23 protein-coding genes are annotated in these 24,728 nt (G+C 68.8%); 12 read left to right on the top strand and 11 right to left on the bottom strand.

Going from position 1 to position 24,728, the window contains the following annotated elements; all coding sequences use genetic code 11:
* Positions 1–99: 99 nt before the first annotated feature.
* Positions 100–1,242 (bottom strand): branched-chain amino acid ABC transporter substrate-binding protein, encoded by a 1,143-nt coding sequence (locus tag LK539_RS20455; protein ID WP_227802903.1) that lies wholly within the window; start codon positions 1,240–1,242, stop codon positions 100–102.
* Positions 1,243–1,328: 86 nt separating this feature from the next.
* Positions 1,329–2,219 carry a class I SAM-dependent methyltransferase gene (locus LK539_RS20450; RefSeq protein WP_373889581.1) on the bottom strand — a complete coding sequence of 297 codons (891 nt, stop codon included), beginning with the start codon at positions 2,217–2,219 and terminating at the stop codon, positions 1,329–1,331.
* Positions 2,220–2,422: 203 nt separating this feature from the next.
* On the opposite strand from LK539_RS20450, the gene LK539_RS20445 reads away from it, so the two are divergent.
* Entirely contained in the window at positions 2,423–2,929 is a 507-nt protein-coding gene (locus LK539_RS20445) for a host attachment protein (RefSeq protein WP_227802902.1), read from the top strand.
* 44 nt (positions 2,930–2,973) lie between these two features.
* Here LK539_RS20445 and LK539_RS20440 read toward each other — a convergent pair whose 3' ends face one another.
* From LK539_RS20440 to LK539_RS20430, 3 genes are all read right to left on the bottom strand, one after another.
* Positions 2,974–4,296 carry a diguanylate cyclase gene (locus tag LK539_RS20440; protein ID WP_227802901.1) on the bottom strand — a complete coding sequence of 441 codons (1,323 nt, stop codon included), beginning with the start codon at positions 4,294–4,296 and terminating at the stop codon, positions 2,974–2,976.
* A 184-nt stretch (positions 4,297–4,480) separates the two neighbouring features.
* On the bottom strand, positions 4,481–7,678 hold the full coding sequence (locus LK539_RS20435) for a S8 family serine peptidase (RefSeq protein WP_227802900.1): 3,198 nt from the start codon (positions 7,676–7,678) through the stop codon (positions 4,481–4,483).
* Positions 7,679–7,694: 16 nt separating this feature from the next.
* Positions 7,695–8,486: an NF038120 family PEP-CTERM protein gene (locus LK539_RS20430; RefSeq protein WP_227802899.1), complete on the bottom strand. Its 792-nt coding sequence runs from the start codon at positions 8,484–8,486 to the stop codon at positions 7,695–7,697.
* A 481-nt stretch (positions 8,487–8,967) separates the two neighbouring features.
* On the opposite strand from LK539_RS20430, the gene LK539_RS20425 reads away from it, so the two are divergent.
* Together LK539_RS20425 and LK539_RS20420 are read left to right on the top strand one after the other, a co-directional pair.
* Entirely contained in the window at positions 8,968–10,809 is a 1,842-nt protein-coding gene (locus tag LK539_RS20425; RefSeq protein ID WP_227802898.1) for a hypothetical protein, read from the top strand.
* 218 nt (positions 10,810–11,027) lie between these two features.
* Positions 11,028–11,942 carry a CAP domain-containing protein gene (locus LK539_RS20420; RefSeq protein WP_227802897.1) on the top strand — a complete coding sequence of 305 codons (915 nt, stop codon included), beginning with the start codon at positions 11,028–11,030 and terminating at the stop codon, positions 11,940–11,942.
* Positions 11,943–11,946: 4 nt separating this feature from the next.
* Here LK539_RS20420 and LK539_RS20415 read toward each other — a convergent pair whose 3' ends face one another.
* Positions 11,947–12,402, bottom strand: a complete 456-nt coding sequence (locus tag LK539_RS20415; RefSeq protein ID WP_227802896.1) for a hypothetical protein — start codon at positions 12,400–12,402, stop codon at positions 11,947–11,949.
* Between the two features lie 188 nt (positions 12,403–12,590).
* On the opposite strand from LK539_RS20415, the gene uvsE reads away from it, so the two are divergent.
* Positions 12,591–13,481: a UV DNA damage repair endonuclease UvsE gene (gene uvsE, locus LK539_RS20410; RefSeq protein WP_227802895.1), complete on the top strand. Its 891-nt coding sequence runs from the start codon at positions 12,591–12,593 to the stop codon at positions 13,479–13,481.
* Positions 13,482–13,485: 4 nt separating this feature from the next.
* On the opposite strand, the gene LK539_RS20405 is transcribed toward uvsE, so the two are convergent.
* Genes LK539_RS20405 through ssuE form a run of 4 tightly spaced genes read right to left on the bottom strand, consistent with a single transcriptional unit; the run spans position 13,486 to position 16,145 of the window.
* The gene (locus LK539_RS20405) at positions 13,486–14,178 is read right to left on the bottom strand and encodes an alpha/beta fold hydrolase (protein WP_227802894.1); all 693 of its coding nucleotides are present in this window, start codon (positions 14,176–14,178) and stop codon (positions 13,486–13,488) included.
* Positions 14,179–14,226: 48 nt separating this feature from the next.
* On the bottom strand, positions 14,227–15,387 hold the full coding sequence (ssuD, locus tag LK539_RS20400) for an FMNH2-dependent alkanesulfonate monooxygenase (protein ID WP_227802893.1): 1,161 nt from the start codon (positions 15,385–15,387) through the stop codon (positions 14,227–14,229).
* Between the two features lie 9 nt (positions 15,388–15,396).
* On the bottom strand, positions 15,397–15,579 hold the full coding sequence (locus LK539_RS20395) for a hypothetical protein (protein WP_227802892.1): 183 nt from the start codon (positions 15,577–15,579) through the stop codon (positions 15,397–15,399).
* A gap of 20 nt (positions 15,580–15,599) precedes the next feature.
* On the bottom strand, positions 15,600–16,145 hold the full coding sequence (gene ssuE, locus LK539_RS20390; protein WP_227802891.1) for an NADPH-dependent FMN reductase: 546 nt from the start codon (positions 16,143–16,145) through the stop codon (positions 15,600–15,602).
* A gap of 189 nt (positions 16,146–16,334) precedes the next feature.
* Between ssuE and LK539_RS20385 the strand changes: the two genes are divergently transcribed.
* The 8 genes from LK539_RS20385 to LK539_RS20350 are packed head-to-tail and all read left to right on the top strand — an operon-like array spanning position 16,335 to position 23,791.
* Positions 16,335–17,543: an acyl-CoA dehydrogenase family protein gene (locus tag LK539_RS20385; RefSeq protein WP_227802890.1), complete on the top strand. Its 1,209-nt coding sequence runs from the start codon at positions 16,335–16,337 to the stop codon at positions 17,541–17,543.
* Positions 17,544–17,547: 4 nt separating this feature from the next.
* Positions 17,548–18,354, top strand: coding sequence for an ATP-binding cassette domain-containing protein (locus LK539_RS20380; RefSeq protein ID WP_227802889.1), 807 nt, complete (start codon positions 17,548–17,550; stop codon positions 18,352–18,354).
* Complete coding sequence (locus tag LK539_RS20375; RefSeq protein ID WP_227802888.1) at positions 18,347–19,009, top strand: methionine ABC transporter permease; 663 nt, start codon at positions 18,347–18,349, stop codon at positions 19,007–19,009. The genes LK539_RS20380 and LK539_RS20375 overlap by 8 nt, the downstream gene beginning before the upstream one ends.
* Positions 19,010–19,033: 24 nt before the next feature.
* Positions 19,034–19,852: a MetQ/NlpA family ABC transporter substrate-binding protein gene (locus LK539_RS20370; protein WP_227802887.1), complete on the top strand. Its 819-nt coding sequence runs from the start codon at positions 19,034–19,036 to the stop codon at positions 19,850–19,852.
* Between the two features lie 2 nt (positions 19,853–19,854).
* Positions 19,855–21,255 carry an LLM class flavin-dependent oxidoreductase gene (locus tag LK539_RS20365; protein WP_227802886.1) on the top strand — a complete coding sequence of 467 codons (1,401 nt, stop codon included), beginning with the start codon at positions 19,855–19,857 and terminating at the stop codon, positions 21,253–21,255.
* A 14-nt stretch (positions 21,256–21,269) separates the two neighbouring features.
* Entirely contained in the window at positions 21,270–22,241 is a 972-nt protein-coding gene (locus tag LK539_RS20360; RefSeq protein ID WP_227802885.1) for an aliphatic sulfonate ABC transporter substrate-binding protein, read from the top strand.
* A 3-nt stretch (positions 22,242–22,244) separates the two neighbouring features.
* Positions 22,245–23,060, top strand: coding sequence for an ABC transporter permease (locus tag LK539_RS20355; protein WP_227802884.1), 816 nt, complete (start codon positions 22,245–22,247; stop codon positions 23,058–23,060).
* Positions 23,057–23,791 carry an ABC transporter ATP-binding protein gene (locus LK539_RS20350; RefSeq protein WP_227802883.1) on the top strand — a complete coding sequence of 245 codons (735 nt, stop codon included), beginning with the start codon at positions 23,057–23,059 and terminating at the stop codon, positions 23,789–23,791. Before LK539_RS20355 ends, LK539_RS20350 begins: the two co-directional genes overlap by 4 nt.
* Before the next feature lie 4 nt (positions 23,792–23,795).
* Here the strand turns inward: LK539_RS20350 and epsC are convergent, their stop codons facing one another.
* A complete protein-coding gene (epsC, locus tag LK539_RS20345; RefSeq protein ID WP_227802882.1) occupies positions 23,796–24,713 on the bottom strand; it encodes a serine O-acetyltransferase EpsC in 918 nt (305 codons plus the stop codon).
* Between the last annotated feature and the right edge of the window lie 15 nt (positions 24,714–24,728).

Here is a 24,728-nt window from a genome sequence, read left to right as displayed (position 1 = left end):
ATATGGAACCGGACGATCCTAATCCAACAGACTGAGCCATGCCAAGCGCATTTTTGTATGCAGTTTGTTTCACGCCGCCCGTCAATACAGGGCTTATCGCTAGGTTCCGCGCACCACCTGCAGCTTCACCTTCTTGCCCTGGCGGTAGGTGTAGAGCGTCATCGCGGCGTTACGCAGGTCGCCCTTCGGATCAAACGCGATGCTGCCGGTGACGCCTTCGTGCTTCACGCTTGCCAGCGCCGGCAGGAAGCGCGCCGGCTCGCTGGAACCGGCCTTCTGCATCGCCGCCGCGAACACCATCACCGCATCGTAGGCATAAGGCGCATAGGTCTCGACCGGGTGGCCGTAGCGCTGGCGGAAACGCTCGCCGAATGCGTTGAAGGCTGCCTCCTGGGGGCCGGTGACGCCGCCCGCCACGGCGCAGAAGACCTTGTCGTCGCCCAGCGCGTCGCCGGCCAGCAGCGGCAGCTTTTCGGAACAGACGCCGTCGCCGGCCACGAACCTGGCCTGCAGGCCCAGGGTCTTCATCTGCTTGAGCATGGGGCCGGCCACCGCGTCCATGCCGCCGTAGAACACGACGTCCGGCTTGTGGCCGCGGATCTGGGTCAGGATGGCGCTGAAATCGGTGGCCTTGTCGTGGGTGAACTGGCGGCTGACGATGGTGGCGCCCCTGGCGCGCACTTCACGCGCGAACTGGTCGGCCAGGCCCTGGCCGAAGGCGGTGCGGTCGTCGATCACGGCGATCCGCTTCGCCCCAAGGGCGCCGAGCGCATGGCGCGCCAGGTTGCGCCCGATCAGGGCGTCGCTGGCGACCACCCGGAACGCAGTCTTGTAGCCCTGCGCCGTGTACACCGGCGTGGTGGCGGCCGGGGAGATTTGCGGGATGCCGGCGCTGGCATAGATCTTCGATGCCGGCACCGTCGGCCCGGAATTCAAATGGCCGACCACGGCCGCCACGCGGGCGTCGACCAGCTTCTGGGCCACCATGGTGCCGGTCTTGGGGTCGCTGGCGTCGTCCTCGGCCTGCAGCACCCACTTGATCTTCTTGCCGCCGATCGCGATGCCCTTCGCGTTCAGCTCGTCGATCGCCATGCGGGCGCCGTCCTCGATGTCCTTGCCCTGGTGGGCGCCGGGGCCGGACAGCGGCGAGGCTGTGCCAATCTTCACGATGGTCTGGGCGCCGGCCGGAGCGGCCAGCAGGAGGGAGGAAACGAGGGCGGAGCAAACGGCGGCAGGTCGCATGGGAAGCTTTCTCGAATGAATGCTTCCGATTGTACTGCCGGGCACGCGCGCCACCAACCGTGACGCGCGCGGCCGCTGTGGTCGGATTAATGGAGGACGTCGGGGGTGCGCTTGATGATGACGGCTTCGAGGTATTCGGCCGGCACCACCAGCGAATTGTCACCCGCAATGTTGGAACGCTCGAGCAGCGCAGTCAGGTCCTGTTCCAGCGCCTGCTGGCCCGCCGGGTCGAGCGCGCCGAAGGCCTTGAACACCGGTCCGTAGTAGTCGCGGAACACCTGGATCATGTGCGCCGGCGAGGCGTAGCGGAAGTGGAAGATGCGCGGCTGGGCGCGGATGCTGGCGGCCTGCGCGCCGAACAGTTGGCGCAGGTAGTCCTCGGTGCCCCACATTGCGGGCGACACCAGGCCCGCAGGCGGCGGTACGTAGCGGCCCACGGTCTTGAACATCTGGCCGATGAAGCCGGACGGGGTCCAGCTGGCGACGCCGATGCGCCCGCCCCCGCGCACGACGCGCATCATCTCGGCGGCGCAGCGCGCATGGTCGGGCGTGAACATCACCCCGAAGGTGGACAGCGCGACGTCGAAGCTGGCGTCATGGAACGGCAGGGCCTCGGCATCGGCTTCGCGGAACGCGATGTCCAGGCCTTCGGCGGCGGCGCGCGCGCGGCCCTTCTCGAGCAGGGCCGGCACGTAGTCGGTCGAGGTCACGCGCGCGAAGCGGCGCGCCGCGGCCAGCGTGGCGTTGCCGTTGCCGGCGGCGATGTCGATCACCCGCTCGTTGGCGCGGATGTCGGCGGCTTCGGCAAGCGACTCGCCGACGATCTGCAGCGTGACGCCGATGATGGCGAAGTCGCCGCTGGCCCAGGTGGCCTGCTGGCGCTGCTTGATGGCGGCGTAGTCGGGTGGCGATGCGGCGGGCATCGGGACGTCGGGTGGCTGGCGCGGCGACGGTGTTGAAGTGCTGGGTTCGCTCATGATGGTCTCCTTGGAATGACCCGGCAGGGGGTCCCCCCTTGGACCGGCGGCGCGCCACAAGATTCCGCCGCGCACGGCTGGCGGCGTCGGTGCGCCGGGGTTCCGGAAGCGGCGATATACTGGATTCATAGCCTGATCGACATGCTTGGCGGCATGTCGATCGCCATGACACGCCTAACAACTCACTACTGACAGGGGGTAGCATGCCAACAACCTGGATTCTTTCGGCCAACGCAGGCCGCGCGAGGTTCTTCTCGGAGTCCGATCCGACCGAACCACTGCAGGAAATCGAAGACATGGTCAATTCCGCCGTCCAGCTGCGCACGTCGGAGAGCGAGACCGACCGCCTGGGACCGACCTCGGCATCGGGCAGCGGCCACAACATCGGCATGGGGCAAGGCGCCAGCCTGTCCCACAATGCCCAGGCCGGGGCGCCGAACAAGCAGTGGGAGCCGAACCAGACGCCGCAGGAACGTGCGACGGAAATGTTTGCCAAGGATATCGCGGCGTATCTGCTGAAAGCCCAGCAGGAAGGCCGCTTCCAGCAGCTGATCGTGTCGGCTTCGCCGGAATTCCTGGGCGCACTGCGCCCGGAACTGCACAAGGAGGTGCAGCAGGCGATCAAGGCGGAGTTCAACAAGGACTACACCCACTCGAACGCCCAGCAACTGCGCGAACAGCTGCACGCCCAGCAGGCCAAGCTGCACTGAGCCGTGTTGTCATAAGCTGGCGCCAGCCGCGGCTGGCGCTTTTTTTACGCCAGCGCCAGCGCCGTTTCCTCGGCGCAAATGCGGTTGCGTCCGCCCTGCTTGGCGACGTACAGCATCGCGTCGGCGCGCAGGAACAGTTCGTTCTCGCTGCGGTATTCGGGATAGGCGGCCACGCCGCCGCTGAAGGAAAACTGGCGCAGTTCGCCCGGCCCCACCTCGAACGGGATCGCACCGAAAGCCTGGCGCAGCGCGTCGAGCCGGCGCCTGCCCTCCTCCCGGGTGCAGTCCCAGAACACCATGACGAATTCCTCGCCGCCGAAACGGCTGAGCAGGTCGTGCTCGCCCAGCTGCGTCGACAGGCTCAGGGAAAGCCGCTTGATCACGATGTCGCCGAAGTGGTGGCCCCAGGTGTCGTTGATGGTCTTGAACTTGTCGATGTCGATCACGCCCAGGGCCAGCGGCCGGCCTTCCTGGGCCGCGCGCCGGATCAGGCCCTGCGCCTTCTTCTGCAACCCCACCTTGTTGAGCAGGCCCGTGGCGCGGTCCTTGCCGATCAGGTCCTTGTTGATGCGGATCTTGTCGGCGCGGCCGACCAGTTGGGCTGCCAGGAGGTCGGCCTCGCAGTTGGCCAGCACCATGTCGAAGCCGTCCGCCAGGGCGCGCCGGGTCAGGGCGGGATCGGGACGGCACTGCAGCAGCGCGATCTCGCGCACCGGGTCGGCCTCGATGTTCTTCTGCAGCACGCGGACGATGGCGTCGGTGCGGCCGTATTCGGTGTCCGTGATCAGCACCAGGTCCGGCTCCAGCTCCTTGACCCGCAGGTGCAGGGTCTGGGCATCCTGGTGGCGCAGCACCTCGACGCCGCGCGCCAGCAGGGCCGCGTCGTCCAGCACCGCGTCGCCCAGCACCACCATGCGCACCGGATCGCCGCGCTTTTTCTGCACGAACAGCTTGAACAGCTTGTCGACCAGCACGTCGTTGGCGATCGGCTTTTCGGCATAGGCCAGGCAGTGGCTGTCGACCAGGCGCTGCTGCAACATGAAACGGCTGCCCTGGCGCGCGCTCTGCAGGTAGATGTAGCTGTGGTCGCCCGGCAGGCGCTGCAGCAGCTCGCCCAGCAGCAGGGTACGGCGCCCGTCCGGCATGTCGGCCTGCAGGTTGTGCAGGGCATCCAGGTCGATCACGTACAGGTTGTCGCCGCCGTCGTGGGCCACCGCGTCCACGAAGCGCGAGACGTCGTCGAAAAACAGGATGTCGAAGTCGTACTTGTGGGCGTGCAGCAGCAGCTCGGCCCGGTTGTCCTTGATGAAGAAACTTTGCGAGAGCAGCAGGACATGGTTCCTGTACAGCGGCGCGGGGTGCGGCATGTTTTCTCGACTTCCTTGCTGAATGATGCATTCTTGCATTTATTGCAGGAATCTTCATTGTGTCGCGTCACACGGCAAAACGCAATCGGCTATGCATGCGGGAAATAAAAAAGCCGGCCCGTATGCGACAGGGCCGGCTTTGACAGCATTGCACGACCGCCGGGGCGGCCGCGCAGCTTGCCGCTTAGAGTGCCTCTTGCGGCTGGCGGCGGGCGTTGAGGAACGGCGGCACCGGATCGGTGGTGTCCACTTCGATCAGCGTGGTGGCAACCGTCGCACCGCCAGTCTTGTAGCCGATGGCGCCCATGTGACGCTTGCCGACTGCCAGGCCCGACCACGACAGGCCGACCTGGGTGACGCCGCCAACCACCACGACGCTCGGTGCGACCGCCTTGAAGTTGCCGCCGGTGGAGGTCGGGGTGACGATCCACGAGGACAGCTTGTAGGTGTCGGCGCCGCCCTTCGGCTCGTAACCGATCACGCAGACGCGGTAGTCGCCTGCGACCGGGTTCACGAACTGCACGTTCTCGTTCGAGGTCCCGTTGCCGCTGCTGCCCACTGCCGCGTAGGCGCCGTTGCTGCCCTTGCGCATCACGAGCAGGTCGAGGTCGCTGTTACCGCCCGAGGTCTCGCTGTCAAACGTGGCGAAACGGGCCAGCATGGTGCCGGACGCGATCGTGAAGTCATGGGCATTGACGCCGGTGCCGCCGCCAGCCGCGCAGGCTGCGGTGGTGACCGTGGAAGTGACCACGGGTGCCTGCAGCACGGTCTTGGTGTCCTGGGTAGCCGGGATCAGGCCGCCCTTGGCCAGCGTCATCACGCCACCGAAACCGGTGCCGAGGGTGATGAACTTGCTGCCCGAGGTCGCTTCGCTCGTTACCGAACCGACGGCTGCGATCGAGGCGGCGCGCACGGTCAGCGGGCTGCGGACCACGTGGCCGGCGTTGTCGTTCCAGGTCAGGTTGCCATAGACCCAGGTGTTGAACGGCGCAGTGGTGCGGGTCAGCTTGACGCTGAAGTCGGCCTTCTGGCCCGGGGCCAGGGTCAGCGACGACGGTTCCACCGTCACGTTGAAGCCGCTCAGGCTGACGGTCGGGTTATAGGTCGCGGTGGTCGCACCGACGTTGGTCACGGTACGCTTCAGGGTCTGCACGCCCAGCACGTTGGCGGCGGTGAGCGAGGCCAGGTTCAGGTCGTACGGCTGGATCGAACCGAAGTTGGTGCAGGTGGCCGAAGACGGATTCAGCGCGCTTGCGCCGCACATGAAGCGGATCCAGTCCGTCATGCCGGCGTCGTACACCAGGCCCGGGTCGTCGGCGTTGGTCGGACGCACGAAGCCGGCGCCCTGGCCCCATGGCAGGTTGCCGTTGAAGCGGGCGGTCGGGTCCCAGGCCTGGGCGCCGTTCTGGGTATCGCCGAAGACGTTCATCGCGGTCGTCATCAGCGCCGACTTGATCATCATCGGAGTCCAGTCCGGGTGGCGCTGCTTGAGCAGGGCCGCGATGCCGGCGATGTGCGGCGAGGCCATCGAGGTGCCACTGTAGAACGCGAAGTCGCTGACCGGCGACGCCTCGCCGGCGGCAACCGCGTTGCGCTGGGGCTTGGTCAGGTCGGCGGTGACGGCGGCCAGGATATCGCTGCCCGGCGCCGAGACGTCCGGCTTCAGGATGTTGGCGTTGGCGACGTTCGGGCCGCGCGAGGAGGTCGCGCTCATCTGTGGCGCCTGCACGGTCGGGTCGAGCACGCCACGCAGGTTGCCCATCGAAGCGGTGGCCGACGCGTTGCTGGCCATGTAGGCCTTCAGCTTGTCGCCATCGACGCGGGCCAGGTGCACGGTCGAGATGGTGTGGGCCTGGTTGATGATGGTGTTGGCCGTGCCTTCGGCGTTGGCGATGATCACGCCGACGGCGCCGGCGGTCTTGCCGTTGGCGCTCTTGTTGACCAGCACGTTGTCGCCGCGGTCGCAGACCAGGATCTTGCCGGCCACCTTGGCCGGATCCAGGTAGACCGGGGTGTTGGCGCCGTCGGCCGGGCCGAAGCAGCGGTTCAGGTTGATGTTGTTCGGATCGACGCCCTCCATGCCCGCATCGCGTGCCCGGATCAGCTGGGTCGGTGCGTTCTTGGCGTTGCCGGAAGCGCCGGTCAGGACCACGCCGTCGCCGAGCGTGACGTCGCCGACGTAGAGGCGGTTGTGGGTGGCGTTGCCGACCGAGGTCAGCCATGGGCTGAGGTGGGCGGTCGGGGTGACGTTGGTGGCGCCAGGGCCGCCGTTGCCGGCCGAGGTGGCGACGAAGACGCCGGCCGCGGCCGCGCCCAGGAAGGCCTGTTCGGTCGCTTCGGTGAAGGTGCCGCCGCCGGCGTTCGGGCCGATCGAGAAGTTGATGACGTTGACGCCGTCCTTGACCGCCTGTTCGATCGCGGCCACGCTGTTCGAGGTGGCGCAGCCGTTGCTGGCAGCGGTACTGTTGGCGGTGTTCGAGGACCAGCACACCTTGTAGGCGGCGATACGGGCGCGCGGCGCCATGCCGCTCACCTTGCCCAGGCTCAGGCCATTGGTAACGGCCGGCGTACCGGCATTGCCGGCTGCGGTGCTGGCGGTGTGGGTGCCGTGGCCGCCCTTGCCGTCGACGCCGGCGACCGAATCGCGGGCCGAAGCGAACTCGGTCCAGTGCAGTTGCTGGCTGGCGGCCTTGAAGTAGCGCGCGCCGATCAGCTTGTTGTTGCAGTTCGCAGCCGAGAAGCCTTCGCCGGTGTCGCAGGCGCCCTTCCAGCTGCTCGGCGGCGCGCTGTAGACCAGCTGGTCGCCGGTGTGGCTCGGGGTGCCGGTGGCGGAATCGACGCGGTCGGCGAAGCTGGCGTGCTCCGGCCAGATGCCGCTGTCGACGATACCGATGATCATGTCTTCGCCGGCGGCGCCCTGGCCGCCGAGCTTGGACCACAGGCCGCCGGGGCCGTCCAGGCCGATGAAGCCCGGGGTGTAGCTGGTATCGAGCTGCAGGATCGAGTCGGCGGTGATGGCCACGACATTGCTGTTCTTCTTCAGCGCGCGCACCTCGTCGTCGGTCAGCATGGCCGAGAAGCCGTTCAGCACGACCTTGTATTCGTTGGTGATCTCGGCGCCGGCGATCGTGCTCATCACGTCGGCTTTCTTGCTGTCGAGGTAGCCGATGTAGGCCTGGACGCTGGCGGCGTCCACGTTCAGGCGCTGGCCAGGGGCCGGCTTGGTGGCGGCGAGGCCGTCGACGCCACCCTCGTAGGTGGCGACCGGCTTGTCGGCCAGCTGGATGATGTAGGAACGGCGTTCGCCGTCAGCCTGCGCGGCGCTGGCGGCCAGCAGGGACAGCGACAGCAGGACGGCGGAAGTAATTGGACGGAGTTTCATGGTGTGGTATCCAGGCTCAGGCAGCGACGGTGGTGGCGGGTTGGGAAACGGACGACTTGCGGCGGCGCAGCGCGAGCGCGCCCATGCCGAGGCCGATCAGGGCCATGCTGCCGGGTTCCGGCACTTCGGCCAGGTCGATGTTGTCGATGCCGAACTGGGCCTGGCTGATGAGCGGGCTGTTGTCGTCCGGGAAGATGCAGCTGGTGCCGTCGTTGATACAGGCGCGGATGTTCAGGCTGGTCAGGGTGGCGTTCATGAAGTCGGCGGCCAGCATGGCCGAACCGAACATCGGGTTGCCGCTCGCATCGACCGCGCTCGGGAAGTCGAGGGCGGTGAAGATGGTGCCGCCGCCCAGGAGGTTGCCGGTCAGTTGCAGCTGGCCGTAGGAGCCGGCCGCCAGGCCGCCGACCGGGGCCATGAAGCTGAAGTCGAAGCCGCGCAGGCGGAAGGTGGCGTCGGCCCAGTTACGGGTGATCGTGGCAGCGCCGTCGACGACACCGATATAGAAGTTGGTGCTGTTGCCGCTCGGGCAGCCGCCCAGCGCGCAGGTGGTCGGATCGCTGCCGTTGACGATGCCGCCGGCCAGGCCGGTGCCGTCGCCGTGGGTGTCGATCACCGACAGGCGGAAGCCGTTTTCGTCAAAGAATTCGCCACCGGCATACACCGTCGGCAGCTGCGATTCGAAATTCAGGACGGCTGCCGCTGCCGGTGCGGAGCCCAGCAGGGCGATTGCGCCGACCATGGCCAGCCCTAGTTTGGAGAGCCCGGTGAGGGCACGGGAAGAACGCGTCACGAAGCTTGGAGTCATTATTGTTTCCGCCTTATGGTTTGAGTAACGATGCGCTGCCGTTGTAGCACTGCTGCATTTATTGCAAGAAATGTGCGTCTCAACTATATCAATGGAGGCATTCTTTTCCCAAAATTGTTGTCAAAAATAAGATTCGAAAATTCACGGATTTTCCTGAATTAAAGATGGATTTCCCTATGAATATTGATCCAAATCATGCGAATTGCATCGTAGTTTTTTTTCTACACATTTTTCTACATGCAAAATATTCTTGACAGACACATTATGGAATGATGCATTTGCTTACAATTTTCCTAACAGAAACAATTCTATTTCTTGACTGAAATATCATGTGCGTCGATAGGGGGTGGGACGTTTTCGCACATGGACCTTGATCCCGCACAAAGCACTATCCAAACGCCGTGCGTGGCCCGAACTCTCTCTCTGGCGCCGGCCTCCAATGACAATGCGGGCAGCGCAAGCACGCATAGGGGAGACAAGCATGAAACCCGTACGCATCCTCATGGGCGCCGGGGCGGCCGGGGCCGCCGCCATCGCCCTCGCTTCTTCCAGCCCTGCGCCGGACGCGACCAAGGCTGCACAGGCAGGCTTCGATCCGCTGTTCGCCCCCGGCGCCATCTGCACGCCGGCGCGCGCCGGCCGCCCGCCCCTGCTGGACCAGCTCGTGCTGGCCCAGGCCCAGGCCGAAACCGCGCCCTTCAAGCCGGGCCAGGTGGCGGCGCCGAAAGGCGGCGCGCCGAAGGCCGGCGCGGCAGCGCCCGACGCCGCACCGCCCCTGTACGCCAACCTCGGCAGCCTGCACGTGCCAGTCACCACCGCCAGCCCGCGCGCCCAGGCCTATTTCGACCAGGGCCTGCGCCTGAGCTTTGCCTTCAACCACGCCGAAGCCGTGCGCGCCTTCCGCGCCGCCCAGCAGCACGATCCGCACTGCGCCATGTGCCACTGGGGCGAGGCACTGGCGCTGGGACCAAACATCAACGCCCCGATGTTCCCGGAAGCGGCCGCCCCGGCTGCAAGCGCGGCGGCAAAGGCCATCGCGCTCGCACCCGCGGCCACGCCGCCGGAACAGGCCCTGATCCGCGCCATCGCCCAGCGCTACCAGGCGACCCCGCCGGCCGACCGGGCGCCACTCGACCAGGCCTATGCCGACGCCATGGGCGAGGCCGCGCGCGCCTTCCCCAACGACGACACCATCCAGGTGCTGTACGCGGAAGCGCTGATGGACCTGTCGCCCTGGGACTACTGGCAGGCCGGCGGCGCCCAGCCCAGGCCGCGCACCGTGGCCATGCTGGGCGCGCTCGAGCGCGTGCTGGAGCGCAATCCCAGCCATCCGGGCGCGGCCCACTACTACATCCATGCGGTGGAAGCCTCGAGCCATCCGGAACGGGCGCTGCCTGCCGCCAAGGTGCTGGCCCAGCAGATCCCGGGCGCCGGCCACGTCGTCCACATGCCCTCGCACATCTATTACCGGCTCGGCATGTACCGCGAGGCGCTGCAGTCGAACCGCGACGCGATCGCCGTCGACGAGCAATACTTCGGCCGCTCGCCGAGCGACCCGGTGTACCGCGGCGCTTATTACCCGCACAACATCCACTTCGTGATGGTGTCGGCCCTGATGGGCGGCGACGGGCGCACCGCGCTCGAAGCGGCAGGCAAGCTGGACAAGGCAATCCCACCCGAACTGCTGAAGGGTTTCCCCAGCCTGCAGCCGGTCAAGGCGGCGCCCTATTTCTCGCACGTGCAGTTCAGCTCGCCGGAAACCCTGCTGGCCCTGCCCGACCCCGGGCCCGACTTCGTACTGGTCAAGGCGATGTGGCATTACGCCCGCGCCGTCGGCTTTGCGCGCAAGGGCATGCTGGACGAAGGCGGGCGCGAGCTGGCCGCGCTCGAACGCCTCGAGCGCACGGCCGACTTCACGCCGATCGCGCAGTGGAGCATCCCGGCGCGCGAGATCGTGCAGACGGCGCGTGCGGTGGCACGTGGACGCCTGCTCGATGCGCGCGGCAAGCTGCCCGAGGCGATGGCCGCCTACCGCGAAGCGATCGCACTGCAGGATGGCCTGCCCTACATGGAGCCGCCCTACTGGTACTACCCGGTGCGCCAGTCGCTGGGCGCGGCGCTGCTGCGCACCGGCCAGCTGGACGCGGCCGAGCAGGTCTTCCGCGATTCGCTGGCGCGCACGCCCAGCAACGGTTGGGCCCTGCGCGGGCTGATCGAGGTCTACCAGAAACGGGGGGATGCGCCGGCGCTGGCGGCGGCGCGCAAGCGCTTCGCCACCACCTGGTTGGGCGAGCCGGGCGGCCCGCAGCTGACGCGGCTGTAGCGGCCTGTTACAGCGCCGCGCTATGCAGGGTCGGCGCGACCCTGCTATAGTGGGTGGGTTCGCGACAGATGCGTCATGCTTCCTGTCCGGCCTCGATAAAACGCTGACCTGTGGTCGGCGTTTTTGCTTTGGGGCCGGCTTTATTGACTGTCAATTCAGATTTGGCAATGCCGGTGTGATGACGCAGCCGCCGGCACCGGAACCTCTACCGAAAAATGATGACCCTGCCATTCAGGGCGCGCCGCCATGCGCAGCGTGGCGCACTGTCCTTCGCATCCTTGAGCCTCGCACTGGCCGCGGCCTGGCCCGGTCCGGCCGCCGCCGTGCCGGCGCCCGCCTACGGCGCCGACCAGCTGAGCACCCTGGTCAATGCCTACCGCATGGCGCCCGGCAGCTGCATGGGCCGCGCCGCCGATCCGGTGGAGGCCCTGGCGCCGCACCCGGCGCTGGCGCGGGTGCGCATCGGCCCCGCCACCTTCATCGAAACCGCGCTCGAGCGTGCCGGCTATGCGGCCGAGCGCGCCGATTCGATCAGCGTCACCGGCCCGGATACCCCGGCGGAAGCGATGGCCGTGCTGCAGCAGAAATACTGCAAGACCCTGCTCGATACCCGCTTCTCGGCCGTCGGTACCTATCGCAGCGGCAATGAATGGACCGTGATCCTGGCGCGTCCGGCGCCGCCGCTGCCCTCGGAAACCTTCCCGGACTGGAACGAGGCCGGCAAGGCCATCCTGGCCGGGGTGAATGCGGCGCGCGCCAGCGCGCGCACCTGCGGCAGCGAGCATTTCGCGCCGGCGCCGCCGGTCATCTGGAACCCGCGCCTGGGCGAGGCCGCGCTGGCGCACAGCCGCGACATGGCCACGCGCCGTTACTTCAGCCACCGCGCCAAGGACGGCAGCCAGCCGGCCGACCGCGCGGCGCGCGCCGGTTATGCCTGGCAGCGCGTGGGCGAGAACATCGCCTTCGGCCAGAGCTCCCCGGAAGAAGCCGTGGCCGGCTGGCTCGACAGCCCGGGCCACTGCGCCAACATCATGAATCCCAGCTTTACCGAGATGGGAGCGGCCTACGGCATCGTCGCGGAAAAGCGCAGCGGCGTGGTCTACTGGACCCAGGTGTTCGGCCGGCCGCGCTGATCCTTCAAGAGGTGGACGCGCCTCCGCCGCCACCCTGCTTGGTCGGGTTCAGGGTCGCGCCGCTGCTGGGGTCGCCGCCCGCCACCGACGTACCCTGGCCGGACGAGGTCCCGGTCCCGGTGCGGGTATCGTCGCTTGACGCCGCCTCGCCCATCGCATTGCCGCCCGCGGAGGCGCCCGCCGCCGGGCTGCCGCCGCCGCCCAGCGAACCGCCCGGCGCACCGGGGCCGCCTTCCGCTGCTCCCTGCGCCCGCATGCCGGCCCCGCCCGGCCCCTGGTTGCCGGACTGGGCCGCTGCTGCCGAGGCATCCGTGCCGCCGGCCGCACCGACGATCTGCGAACCGGTCTGGCTTGCCTGTCCGCCCTGCGCATTCACCGGGACGGCGCCGCCCTCGGCTAGCGTATCGCTGCGTGCGGGCCCACCCTGCGCGCCCTGCTTGTCGCGTTCCTGATCGCTCATCGCATCCTCCTGTTGAGCTAATGTCACTGGATATCGGGCCATTCTGCCCAAGTTCGGGCGACCGGGGCGTCCGTCAGGATGACCCTGGCCTGACCCGCCCACGCAGTCCAGGCGGACGCCCCGGATTATCCATTGCGCTAGACTCGGAGCAAAGGCGGCAACCGGGCCGCGACAAGCACAGGGAACCCATGCCACCGAATCTAGGCCTCGTCTGCATCACCGCATCGAAAGACGTCCGCTACCGCACGGTCACGCGCAAGCGCCTGCTCGAGCACAGCCTGGACGGCCAGCGTGCACTGCTCGACGGCCTGTACCGCGACAATATCCAGACCCTGGACAATGCGCTGCGCTACTGCGAAGCCGAGGGCATCCGCCTGTACCGCCTGCCGTCGTCGATCTTTCCCTTCGCCGACGAAGACATCGGGCGCGAGGTGCTGGCGCCCTTCGCCGCCACCCTGGCGCGCTCGGGCCAGCGTGCGCTGGAGCGCGGCATCCGCCTGGTGATGCACCCGGACCAGTTCGTGGTCTTGAATTCCGATTCGGAAGGCGTGGTGGCAAACAGCATCAAGATCCTGCAGATGCACGCCGACATCATGGACTTGCTGGAGCAGCCGCGCTCGCCCTGGGCCCTGCTCGAGATCCACGGCGGCAAGGGCAACCGGGCCGACGCCCTGGTCGAACGCATCGCCACCCTGCCCGACGCGATCCGCTGCCGGCTGGGGCTGGAGAACGACGAGTACGCGTATGGCGCGCAAGAGATTTACGAAATTTGCCTGCGCGCCGGCGTGCCGATGGTATTCGACGCCCACCACCACGTGGTGCACGACAAACTGTCGAGCTATGAAGATCCGAGCGTGGGCGAGATGCTGCTGAAAGCGCGCGAGACCTGGGCCGAGCCAAAGCACCAGCTGGTGCACATCTCCAACGGCCGCGAAGGCTTCAACGACCGCCAGCATTCCGACCTGATCGAGGTGATGCCCTCCTCCTACCTGACCGCACCCTACATCGAGATCGAGGCCAAGCTCAAGGAAGAAGCGATCCGCGGCTTGCGCGCCTGGTCGGCTACCAACGCCGCTTAGTGCATTACTGCGCGACTTTCTCCAGCCAGGGCAGCATCACCGCCAGCAGGGCCTCGGGCGCCTCGATCGGCAGCATGTGGCCGCTGTCCTCGATGAGGGCGAAGTCCGAAGCCGGCAGGCCGGCATGCAGTTCCTCGCCTTCCTCGCGCGAGCGCAGGCGGTCCTGGCCCGCCGCAATGACGAGGGTCGGGCAGCGAATCTCGTGCAGGCGTTCGCGGTCGCTCGTGCGCACGATGCTCGACTGGCGCCGGAACACCTCGCCGCCCAGGCGCACGCCCATGGCGCGCACGCGTTCGATCAGGGCGTCGTTGCCGGCCTGTTGCGGATGCAGCGAAGTGGCGATCGCGGTCTTGCTCAGGCCCGAGAACGAGACCGAGGCTGCGGCCTTGCCGACCGTGCCGCGGCTCTGGCGCAGCGAAGGCGTGTCGGCGCGGGTGGAGGTGGCGATCAAGACCAGCGCACGCACCCGTTCAGGCGCCAGGCGCGCGATCTCGCGGGCGACGTAGCCGCCCATCGAGAAGCCGACCAGGATGAAGCTGCCCGGTGCAGCGGCGACGGCGCGCGCGGCCATCGCTTCGATGCTGTCGTCGTGGCGCAGGTCGGCGTGCAGGACGGGCCCGAATTGTTCCAGGGGGCCGCGCACGTCGTCCCAGAGGGTTTCGTCGGCCATGTAGCCGGGTACGAGCAGGATGGACATCGCGCCATGATAGCAAAGGCGCTTCCGTCCCGCTCCCGGCTGCCGGCGTCAGGCTGCTTTCTTCTTGGGCAGGATATCGCTCGCCATCATCTCGCCGAACGGCCCGGTCAGCGATTGCGCGCCGGCCGCCTTTCCCTTGCCCTTGCCCAGCAGCGGGAACACCAGCTCAGCGAAGCGGTAAGACTCTTCCAGGTGCGGATAGCCCGACAGGATGAAGGTCTCGATCCCGAGCTCGGCATACTCGCGCATGCGCGCGGCCACCGTCTCGGGGTCGCCGACCAGCGCGGTGCCGGCGCCGCCGCGCACCAGGCCCACGCCCGCCCACAGGTTGGGCGAGACTTCCAGCTTGTCGCGGCGCCCGCCGTGCAGGGCGGCCATGCGCTGCTGGCCCACCGAATCCATCTTCGCAAAGGCCGCCTGCGCCCTGGCGATGACCTCGTCGTCCAGGTGGCTGATCAACTCGTCGGCGGCGCGCCAGGCAGCTTCATTGGTCTCGCGCACGATCACGTGCAGGCGGATGCCGAAGCGCAGCGTGCGGCCGTGGCGTGCGGCGCGCTGCCGGATGTCGTCCAGCTTTTCCTTCACGGCCGCGGGCGGCTCGCCCCAGGTCAGGTAGACGTCCATCTGCGCGGCCGCCAGCTCGTGCGCCGGCTCGGACGAGCCGCCGAAGTACAGCGGCGGTCCGCCCTCCTGCACCGGCGGATAGAGCGTTTTCGCGCCCTTGACCTGGATGTGCTTTCCTTCGAAGTCGAAGCCGGCCGCACCGCCCTCGCCCGCCATGCTGGCGCGCCAGACGCGGAAGAATTCATCCGAAATCTCGTAGCGTTTGGTGTGGTCGGCGAACAGGCCGTCGGCTTCCAGCTCGCCCTGGTCGCCGCCGGTGACGACGTTCACCAGGAGGCGGCCGTCGGACAGGCGGTCAAAGGTCGAGGCCATGCGCACCGCCAGGCCCGGCGTCGACAGGCCCGGCCGCACCGCGACCAGGAACTTGAGCCGGCGCGTCGCGTCGATCAGCGAGGACGCCACGATCCAGGCGTCTTCGCAGGAGCGGCCGGTGGGCAGCAGCACGCCGTCGTAGCCGAGGGTGTCGGCGGCCACCGCGACCTGCTTCAGGTAGGCCGCGTCGACGGCGCGCGCGCCCTCCGAGGTGCCGAGGTAGCGGCTGTCGCCGTGGGTGGGCAGGAACCAGAATACGTCAGGGGTCGACATTGCGGCTCCTCAATTCGCGGCCAGGGGCAGCGTCGCCGCGGCTGGCTGCAGCGGCGCGCGCTGGCGCGGGTCGGCCGCTGGGGCGGGACGCGGCTGGGCGGCGCCCTGCGCTGCCGCTGCCGCGGCGATCCCGGCAAACGCCAGGCCCAGGTCATGCCGGCGCGCGGCGCGGCGGGAAACGTGTTCGTGCATGGATGCTCCTTCGGTCATTGTCAGGCGGCGGCGCGCAGCCGGGGTTCCAGTTCGGCGCCCAGCTGCTCGATGCCCTGCGCGATGCGCGCCGCGATCGGCGGCGCCAGCGCCAGGCCGTATTCGGAATGCCAGGACACCTGGTCGGACGTGGCATAGATGCTGGGCAGGATGAAGCGCGCCGACATCGAGGCCAGCACGGGGCGCAGCGCGTAGTCGAGCGCCAGCATGTGCGACTGGCTGCCGCCGGTGGCGATCGGCAGCACGGCCTTGCCGGCCAGGCCGTCCTGCGGCAGCAGGTCGAGGAAGGCTTTCAGCAGCCCGGTGTAGGCCGCCTTGTAGACAGGCGTGGCCACCACCACCACATCGGCCTCGCGCACCAGCTGCAGCGCACGCGCCAGCTCGGGCTGGGCGCTGTCGGCCTGCAGCAGCGCGTCGGCGGGCAGCTCGCGCACTTCGATGCGCACCGGGCGCTGGCCCTGCAGGGCCAGGCGGTCGCCGATGTATTGCAGCAGCCGCGTGCACGAGGATTGCGGCGAGGGGCTTCCGCCCAATAGTAGGACGCTCATGGTGGATCCAGGGGTTGACGATGGCCACAGGCTAAAGCGCAGGCAGGCGCAAGCCAACGAATTGTTTCGCTCATCGATATGCGCGCGGCGTTTTAACTTTTTGCTCATATCGAATGGCGCATTCCTTCGTTCACGCGGCGGCGGCGCCAATGCACACTGGACGCATCCATCAACATCCCACGCACGTCCATGCCTTCTTCCCCATCCCCGCAGCGCCAGGACACCGGCCCCGCCACCGCAGCGGATCCGCTGGCCCTGGCCGCCAGCCTGGCCGAGCGCCTGGCCACCAGCGCCGTCGAACGCGACCGCGCCGGTGGCCACGCCGCCCGCGAACGCGGCTGGATCCGCGAGTCCGGCCTGCTCACCTTGTCGGTGCCGCTCGAGCACGGTGGACAGGGCGCCAGCTGGGCGACGGTCAACCAGGCGGTGCGCATCCTGGCGCGCGCCGACAGCGCCCTGGCCCACCTGTTCGGCTTTCACCACCTGCAGCTGGCCGGCATCCAGCTGTACGGCAGCGAACTGCAGCAGCGCAGCCTGCTGGGCATGACGGTCAAACAGAACCTGTTCTGGGGTAATGCACTGAACCCGCTCGACCGCCGCACCCGCGCCGTCGCCCTGCCGACCGGCTACCGGCTCGATGGCGTCAAGAGCTTCTCGTCCGGCTCGGTGGGCTCGGACTGGCTCACCGTGTCGGCCTGGGACGAAGCAGCCGGCGCATCCCTGATCGCGGTGCTGCCGACCACCCAGCCGGGCATCCACGTGGAAGCCGACTGGGACGCCTTCGGCCAGCGCCAGACCGACAGCGGCAACGTCCACTTCGACCGCGTGCACCTGCCTACCGCCCTGGTGCTGCAGGCGCCGGGCCAGGCGCCGACGCCGCGCAGCACGCTGCGCTCGCAGGTGGCGCAGCTGGTGATGGCCAACCTCTACCTCGGCATCGCGCAGGGCGCCTTCGAGGCGGCGCGCGGCTACACGCTGGAGTCAAGCCGCCCCTGGCTGGCTTCCGGCGTGGACGACGTCACCGACGACCCTTATGTCCAGCACCGCTACGGCCAGTTCTGGCTGATGCTGCGGCCGGCCGCGCTGCTGGCCGACGCCGCCGGTGAACTGCTCGAGGCAGCCTTCCGCAAGGGCGATGCGCTCAGCGCGGCCGAGCGCGGCGAGGTCGCGGTGGCGGTCGCCGAAGCCAAGGTGCTGGCGCACCGCGCCGCCATCGACATCGGCAGCCAGCTGTTCGAACTGACCGGAGCCCGCTCGACGTCGGCGCGCTACGGCTTCGACCGTTTCTGGCGCAACGCGCGCGTGCACACCCTGCACGACCCGGTCGACTACAAGCTGCGCGACCTCGGGCGCTACGCGCTGTCGGGACGCTTCCCGGAACCCACCCCCTATTCCTGACGCCGTGAGCACGCCAGACCCCTCCTTCGCCGTGCGCATCGCGCGCGCCAGCAAATCCTTTCCCCTGCCCGAGGGCGGCAGCTTCGCGGCCGTGCGCGAGGTCACGCTCGACATCGCCCAGGGCGAGATCTACGGCCTGGTCGGACGCAGCGGCGCCGGCAAGTCGACCCTGCTGCGCATGCTCAATCTGCTGGAGCGCCCCGACAGCGGCAGCGTCGTCGTGGCCGGGCGCGAACTGACCCGACTGGGCAAGCGCGAGCTGCGCGAGGTGCGGCGCCAGATCGGCATGGTGTTCCAGGGCTTCAACCTGCTGCAGAACGCCACCGTGTTCGAGAATGTCGCCTTTCCCCTGCGCCTGCAGGGTACGCTGAACGCACCGCGGCTCGCGGCGCGGGTCGAGGAATGCCTGGCGCTGGTCGGGCTGGAGGACAAGCGCTCCAGCTATCCGGCCAAGCTCTCCGGCGGGCAGAAACAGCGCGTGGCGATTGCCCGCGCGCTGGCCAGCCAACCGGCCGTACTGCTGTGCGATGAACCGACTTCCGCGCTCGACCCGGAAACCACGCGCGGGTTGCTGGCCACGCTGCGCGACATCAACCTGCGCCTGGGCGTGACCATCGTCATCGTCAGCCACGAACTGGCGGTGATCGGCAGCCTGTGCGACCGCGTCGCGGTGCTGGAAGACGGCGCGGTCGCCGAGCAGTTCGCCCTCAGCGACCACAGCGTGCCGCGCAGGACCGCACTCGGTCGCGAACTGGCCTGGTACGACAGCGAGGCGCGCGCCGCGACCCGGCTGGGAGCGGTCCATGACTGATACCCTGATTGCGCTGCTGCCCGAGCTGTGGCGCGCGCTCGGCGAAACCCTGCTCATGCTGGGGCTCGGCCTGTCGGCGGCGGTGCTGTTCGGCGGGCCGCTGGGGGTGGCGCTCTACCTGGGGCTGGATGCGGCTTCCGCACGCGGCCGGCGCGCCGGCCTGGTGCTGGGCTGGCTGGTCAATACGGTGCGCTCCTTCCCCTTCATCATCTTGATGGTGGCGCTGGTGCCGCTCACGCGGGTGATTGCCGGCACCTCGATCGGGCCGCTGGCCGCCGCCGTGCCGCTCTCCTTTGCCGCCATTCCGTATTTCGCGCGCCTGGTCGAGCAGCAGCTGCGCGACGTGCCGCGCGGCGTGATCGAGGCCGCCGAAGCGATGGGTGCCTCCACCTGGCAGATCGTCACCCGGGTACTGCTGCGCGAGGCACGTTCCGGCCTGGTGCTGGCGCTGACGGTACTCGCCATCAGCTTTCTTTCCTACTCCGCGGTCGCCGGCGTGGTCGGCGGCGGCGGCATCGGCGACCTCGCCATCCGCTACGGCTATTACCGCTTCGAGACCGATGTCATGGTGCTCACGGTGGCGCTGCTGGTGCTGCTGGTGCAGCTGATCCAGTTCAGCGGCGGCCGGCTGGCGCGCCGCCTCGACAAGCGCTGATTTTTCATTCACACAGGACCGTCCATGCACGCACCCCGCCGCACCCTGCTCGCCGCCACCCTGCTTGCCCTGATCCTCGGCGCACAGGCGAAAGACCCGAAGGAGCTGGTGATCGGCACCAGCGCCGGTCCCTATGCCGACCAGGTCAAGCTCGGCATCAAGCCGCTCCTCGAGAAGAAGGGCTACAAGGTGAAGATCGTCGAGTTCAACGACTACATCCAGCCGAATTTCGCACTGGCCGAAGGCGCGCTCGACGCCAACGTGTTCCAGCACATCGTCTACCTGACCCGCTTCGCCGCCGAACACAAGCTGGCGCTGTCGGAACTGGTCAAGATCCCAACCGCGCCGATCGCGATCTACAGCCGCCGGCACCGCAGCCTCGACAGCGCGAAGAGCGGCAGCACGGTGGCGCTGCCGAACGACCCGACCAACCAGGCGCGCGCCCTGGTCATGCTCGACCAGCTTGGCTGGATCAGGCTGCGTCCCAACGTGGACCCGGTGCGCGCGTCGGAAAAGGACATCGCCGCCAACCTGAAAGGGGTCAAGCTGCTCCCGCTGGAAGCGGCCCAGCTGCCGCGCGCCCTGCAGGATGCCGACTTTGCCTTCGTCAACGGCAACTATGCCCTGGCCTCGGGCCTCAAGCTCAAGGACGCGCTGCGCACCGAGCGGATTTCGCCGAACTACGCCAACCTGGTGGCAGTCCGCACGGCCGACCGCGACAAGCCCTTCGCACGCGACATCGCCGCGGCCTACCGCTCGCGCGAATTCCTCGAAGTGACGGAGCGCCACTTCGCCGACTACGCCAAGACCGATTACCAGCTGGCGCTGCAGGCGGGGAAATGAGCATGGCGCGCCCGATCCGCTTCAACGCCTTCCAGATGAACACCCCGGGCCACCAGTCGCCGGGGTTGTGGACCCATCCGCGCAGCGACAGCGAGCGCTATACCACGCCGGAATACTGGATCGAACTGGCACAGCTGCTGGAAAGCGGCGGCTTCGACGCCATCTTCCTGGCCGACGTGCTGGGCGTGTACGACGTCTACCGCAAAAGCGCCGCCCCGGCGCTGCGCCATGCGGTGCAGGCGCCGCTGAACGACCCGCTGGCCCTGGTGCCGCTGATCGCGCAGGCAACAAAACGCCTCGGGATCGGCGTCACCGCCGCCCTCACCTATGAGCATCCGTACACCTTCGCGCGCCGCATGTCGACGCTCGACCACCTGAGCCGCGGCCGGGTCGGCTGGAACATCGTCACCGGTTACCTCGACAGCGCCGCGCGCAACCTGGGCCTGGACCGCCAGCTCGGCCACGACGAGCGCTACGACCTGGCCGACGAGTACCTGGAAGTGGTCTACAAGCTGTGGGAGAAAAGCTGGGAAGACGGCGCCGTCGTGCGCGACCGCGCCCGCGGCGTGTACACCGACCCCGAACGCGTGCACCCGATCAACCATGCCGGGACCTACTACACGGTGCCCGGCATCCACCTGTGCGAACCCTCGCCCCAGCGCACGCCCTTCCTGTACCAGGCCGGCGCCTCGCCGCGCGGGATGCGCTTCGCCGCGCGCCATGCGGAAGCGACGTTCGTCAGCGCACCCGGCAAGGCGGCCGTCAAGCGCTACGTCGACTCCGTCCGGGCGGCGCGCCAGGCCGAGGGACGCGATCCGGAGCAGCTGCTGGTGTACGCCCAGGCGCTGGTGATCACCGGCGCCACCGAAGCCGAAGCCCGGGCCCGGCTGTCGGAATACCAGCGACACGTCGATGTCGAAGCGGCGCTGGCCCTGCTGTCCGGCTGGACCGGCGTCGACTTCGCGCGCCACCACCTGGACGACACCATCGAGTACATCGACACCGACGCCGGCCGCTCGGCCCTGGCCTCGCTCAGCACGGTCGACCCGGAGCGGCGCTGGACCGTGCGCGAAGCCGCGCAGTTCATCGGCCTGGGGGGGCGCGGCCCACTCATCGTGGGCGACGGCGCCCAGGTGGCCGACCAGCTGGAACACTGGCTGGACGAGACCGGCGTCGACGGCTTCAACCTGGCCTACGCGCTGCCGCTCGAGGACATGCGCGGCGTCGTCGAACACGTGGTGCCGGAACTGCGGCGGCGCGGCCGCTACCGGGAACAGGAAGACGAAGGAAGCACGCTACGCGAGCGCCTGCTCGGCGCCGGAGCGCGCCTGGCGCCCGACCATCCGGGACGCCAGGTGCGCATCGACGCGCCGGCCGCCGATTTGCTGCCCACGGCAGCCTGACCTGAAGGAGCATCATGAAACGACGAAGCCTGCTGCAGCTTGCCGCCCTCGGCGCCCTCCCCATCGGTTCGGCGCGCGCCGCGCCGCTGGAAGAGCTGCGGCTCGACTATGCTTATTATTCGCCCACCAGCCTGGTGCTGCGCCACTTCGGCTGGCTGGAAGAGGAATTCAAGGCCGAGGGCACGCGCATCAAGTGGGTGCTGAGCGCCGGCAGCAACCGCGCGCTCGAATACCTGAACGCCAACAGCATCGACTTCGGTTCCAGCGCGGGCCTGGCGGCCCTGCTGGCGCGCGCCAACGGCAACCCGATCCGCACCCCCTACATCTATTCGCGCCCCGAGTGGACGGCGCTGGTGGTGCCGAAGAACTCGCCGATCCGTTCGCTGGCCGACCTGCGCGGCAAGAAGGTGGCGGCGACCAAGGGCACCGATCCCTATCTGTTCCTGCTGCGCGCCCTGCACAGCGTGGGCTTGAAGCGCACCGACATCGAGCACGTCAGCCTGCAGCACGCCGACGGCCGCGCGGCGCTCGAGCAGGGCCGGGTCGACGCCTGGGCCGGGCTGGACCCGCACATGGCGGCGAGCGAACTGGAAGGCGGCGCGCGCCTGCTGTACCGCAACGTCGGCTTCAACACCTACGGCTTCCTGAACGTGCGCGAGGACTTCCTCGCCAGCCGCCCGGGCGAGACGGCGCGCGTGATCAAGGCCTATGAGCGGGCGCGCGCCTGGACCCGCGCGAATCCCTCCGAGGCGGCGAAGATCCTGTCCAGCGAAGCCAAGGTCTCGCTGCCGGTGGCGCTCCTGCAGGTCAAGCTGCGCAGTGACTTCAGCAACCCGCAGCCGGGCGCCGAGCACCTGCGCGCGCTGCAGCTGGCGGCGCCCATCCTGCGCGACGAAGCCCTGGTCAAGCCCGGCACGGATCTCGACAAGGTGATCGCCAGCCTGATCGACGTGCACTTCGCCCGCCCGCTGGTGGCGCGCGTCTGAGTCATGGAACCGCGTTCGATCGAACTGGCGGCGCCCGCACCCGGCCTACGCCTCACGCCCGGCCTGCCGCTCGGCGCCCTGCTGCCCGTCCTGATCGTGCTGGGCGCGGAGCTGGGCGTGCGCGCCGGGCTGGTGCCGGCCAACCTGCTGCCGCCGCCCAGCGCCGTCGGCGAAGCCCTGGCCTGGCTGGCCGCCAACGGCTTGAGCGGCCACCTGGCGGCCAGCACGCTTCGGGTACTGGCCGGCTTCCTGGCCGGCGCCGCGCTGGCGCTGCCGCTGGGGGCCCTGGTCGCGCTCGACCGGCGCGCCGAGCGCCTGCTCGATCCCAGCTTCCAGGCCCTGCGCGCCATCCCCTCGCTGGCCTGGGTGCCACTGCTGCTGCTCTGGTTCGGCATCGACGAAACCCCGAAGCTGGTCCTGATCGCGATCGGCGCCTTCTTCCCGGTGTACATGGGCGTGGTGTCCGGCATCCGCGGGGTCGACCGCAAGCTGGTCGAGGTCGGGCGCCTGTACCGGTTGCCGCCGGTGACGCTGGCGCGCCGGGTGCTGCTGCCGGCCGCGCTGCCGGCCATCCTCACCGGCCTGCGCAACGGCCTGAGCCTGGCCTGGATGTTCATGGTGGCGGCCGAGCTGATCGCCGCCAGCCGCGGCCTGGGCTACCTGCTGACCGACGGGCGCGAATCGAGCCGCGCCGACATCATGCTGGCGGCCATCGTGCTGCTGGCCCTGCTCGGGAAACTGAGCGACAGTGCGATGCAGGCGCTGGAACGGCGCCTGCTGGCCTGGCGCGACAGTGTCGGCGACCGGAGCGCCTCATGAAGCCCCTGCTCGACATCGCCGTGGATGCCAAGGACCACGGCGCGCGTCCCGTGCTGCGCAGCCTGCGCCTGCGCCTGGCGCCCGGCGAGACGGTGAGCCTGGTCGGGGCCAGCGGCTGCGGCAAGAGCACCCTGCTGTCGATCGCCGCGGGACTGGACACCGCTTACCGCGGCAGCGTGTGCCTGGACGGCCAGCCGCTGCGCGGCCCCTCTCCGGATGTCGGCATGGTGTTCCAGGAGCCGCGCCTGTTCCCCTGGCTGACGGTCGCGCAGAACATCGCCTTCGGCGCCGCGCCGGACCCCGGTTCAAGCGCGCGCATCGCCGCCCTGCTGGACGAAGTGGGCCTGGCCGGCCATGCGGATGCGCTGCCGAAGCAGCTCTCGGGTGGCCAGGCCCAGCGCGCGGCAATCGCGCGTGGCCTGTTCACGTCCCCGCGCGTGCTGTTGCTGGACGAGCCCTTCTCGGCGGTCGACGCCTTCACCCGCATGCGCCTGCAGAACCTGCTGGCGCGGGTAGTGCACCAGCGCGGGCTGGCCGTGCTGGTGGTCACCCACGACATCGACGAAGCCCTGCTGCTGGGCGACCGCGTGCTGCTGATGGATGCGGCGGCAGGGCCGGTGCGGGCCGAATTTACGGTCGACCTGGCGCGCCCGCGCGAGCGCGCCGCGCTGGCTGCCAGTGCGCTCAGGGGCGCGCTCCTGGACAGCCTGCACGCGGCGCATGCCTTCTAATGGACTAAGTATTGCGCGACTGCGCCTGCGAAACGTTGCTGCCCGGCGGGACACTCTGGGTCAGCCAGACATTGCCGCCGATGGTGGAGCCAGCGCCCACCGTGATGCGGCCCAGCACCGTGGCGCCGGCATAGATGACCACGTCGTCCTCGACGATCGGGTGGCGCGGCGCGCCTTTCACCAGCGCGCCGCTGGCGTCCACCGGGAAGCGCTTGGCGCCCAGCGTGACCGCCTGGTACAGGCGCACGCGCTCGCCCAGGATGGCGGTCTCGCCGATGACGACGCCGGTGCCGTGGTCGATGAAGAAGCTGCCGCCGATTTGCGCCGCCGGGTGGATGTCGATGCCGGTCAGCGAATGGGCGATGTCGGCCGCCAGCCGCGCCAGGAAGGGCACGCCCAGGCGATGCAGGCAATGCGCCAGGCGGTGGTAGAGGATGGCGATGGTGCCCGGATAGCACAGCATGATCTCGGCCACCGAACTGGCCGCCGGGTCGCCCACCAGCGCCGCCTGCACGTCCGACACCAGCAGCGCCCGGATTGCCGGCAGGCTGCCGGCAAACTCGCGCGTGATGGCCTGCGCCTGCTCGAACAGGATGGCCTCGTCGGCTTCCGCGAACTGGGGCGTAAAGCGCAGCGCGCGCCGCACCTGGCCCACCAGCCGGTCCAGCGCCACATTGAGCGTGTCGCCCACGAAGTAGTCAATGCTCTCGTCGTTCAGGTCGGGCCGCCCGTAATGGGTCGGGAACAGCGCCGCCGAGACGCCGTTGATCACCTGCGTCAGGACTTCGCGCGAGGGCAGCTCGCGCACCCGGCCCTGGTGGCGGATGTTATGGGTCGATTCGCGCGAGGTGCGCAATGCATCGATGATCGGGCCCAGGTGCCACTGCACGGAGCCGGAAGAGGTCGGGAAATCGCTGTTCATGCCCCCAGCCTACAT

Origin of the sequence: Massilia sp. IC2-476 (assembly GCF_020707295.1) — a bacterium.
Taxonomy (GTDB): domain Bacteria; phylum Pseudomonadota; class Gammaproteobacteria; order Burkholderiales; family Burkholderiaceae_D; genus Telluria.
This window is presented reverse-complemented; position numbering and strand designations above follow the sequence as displayed.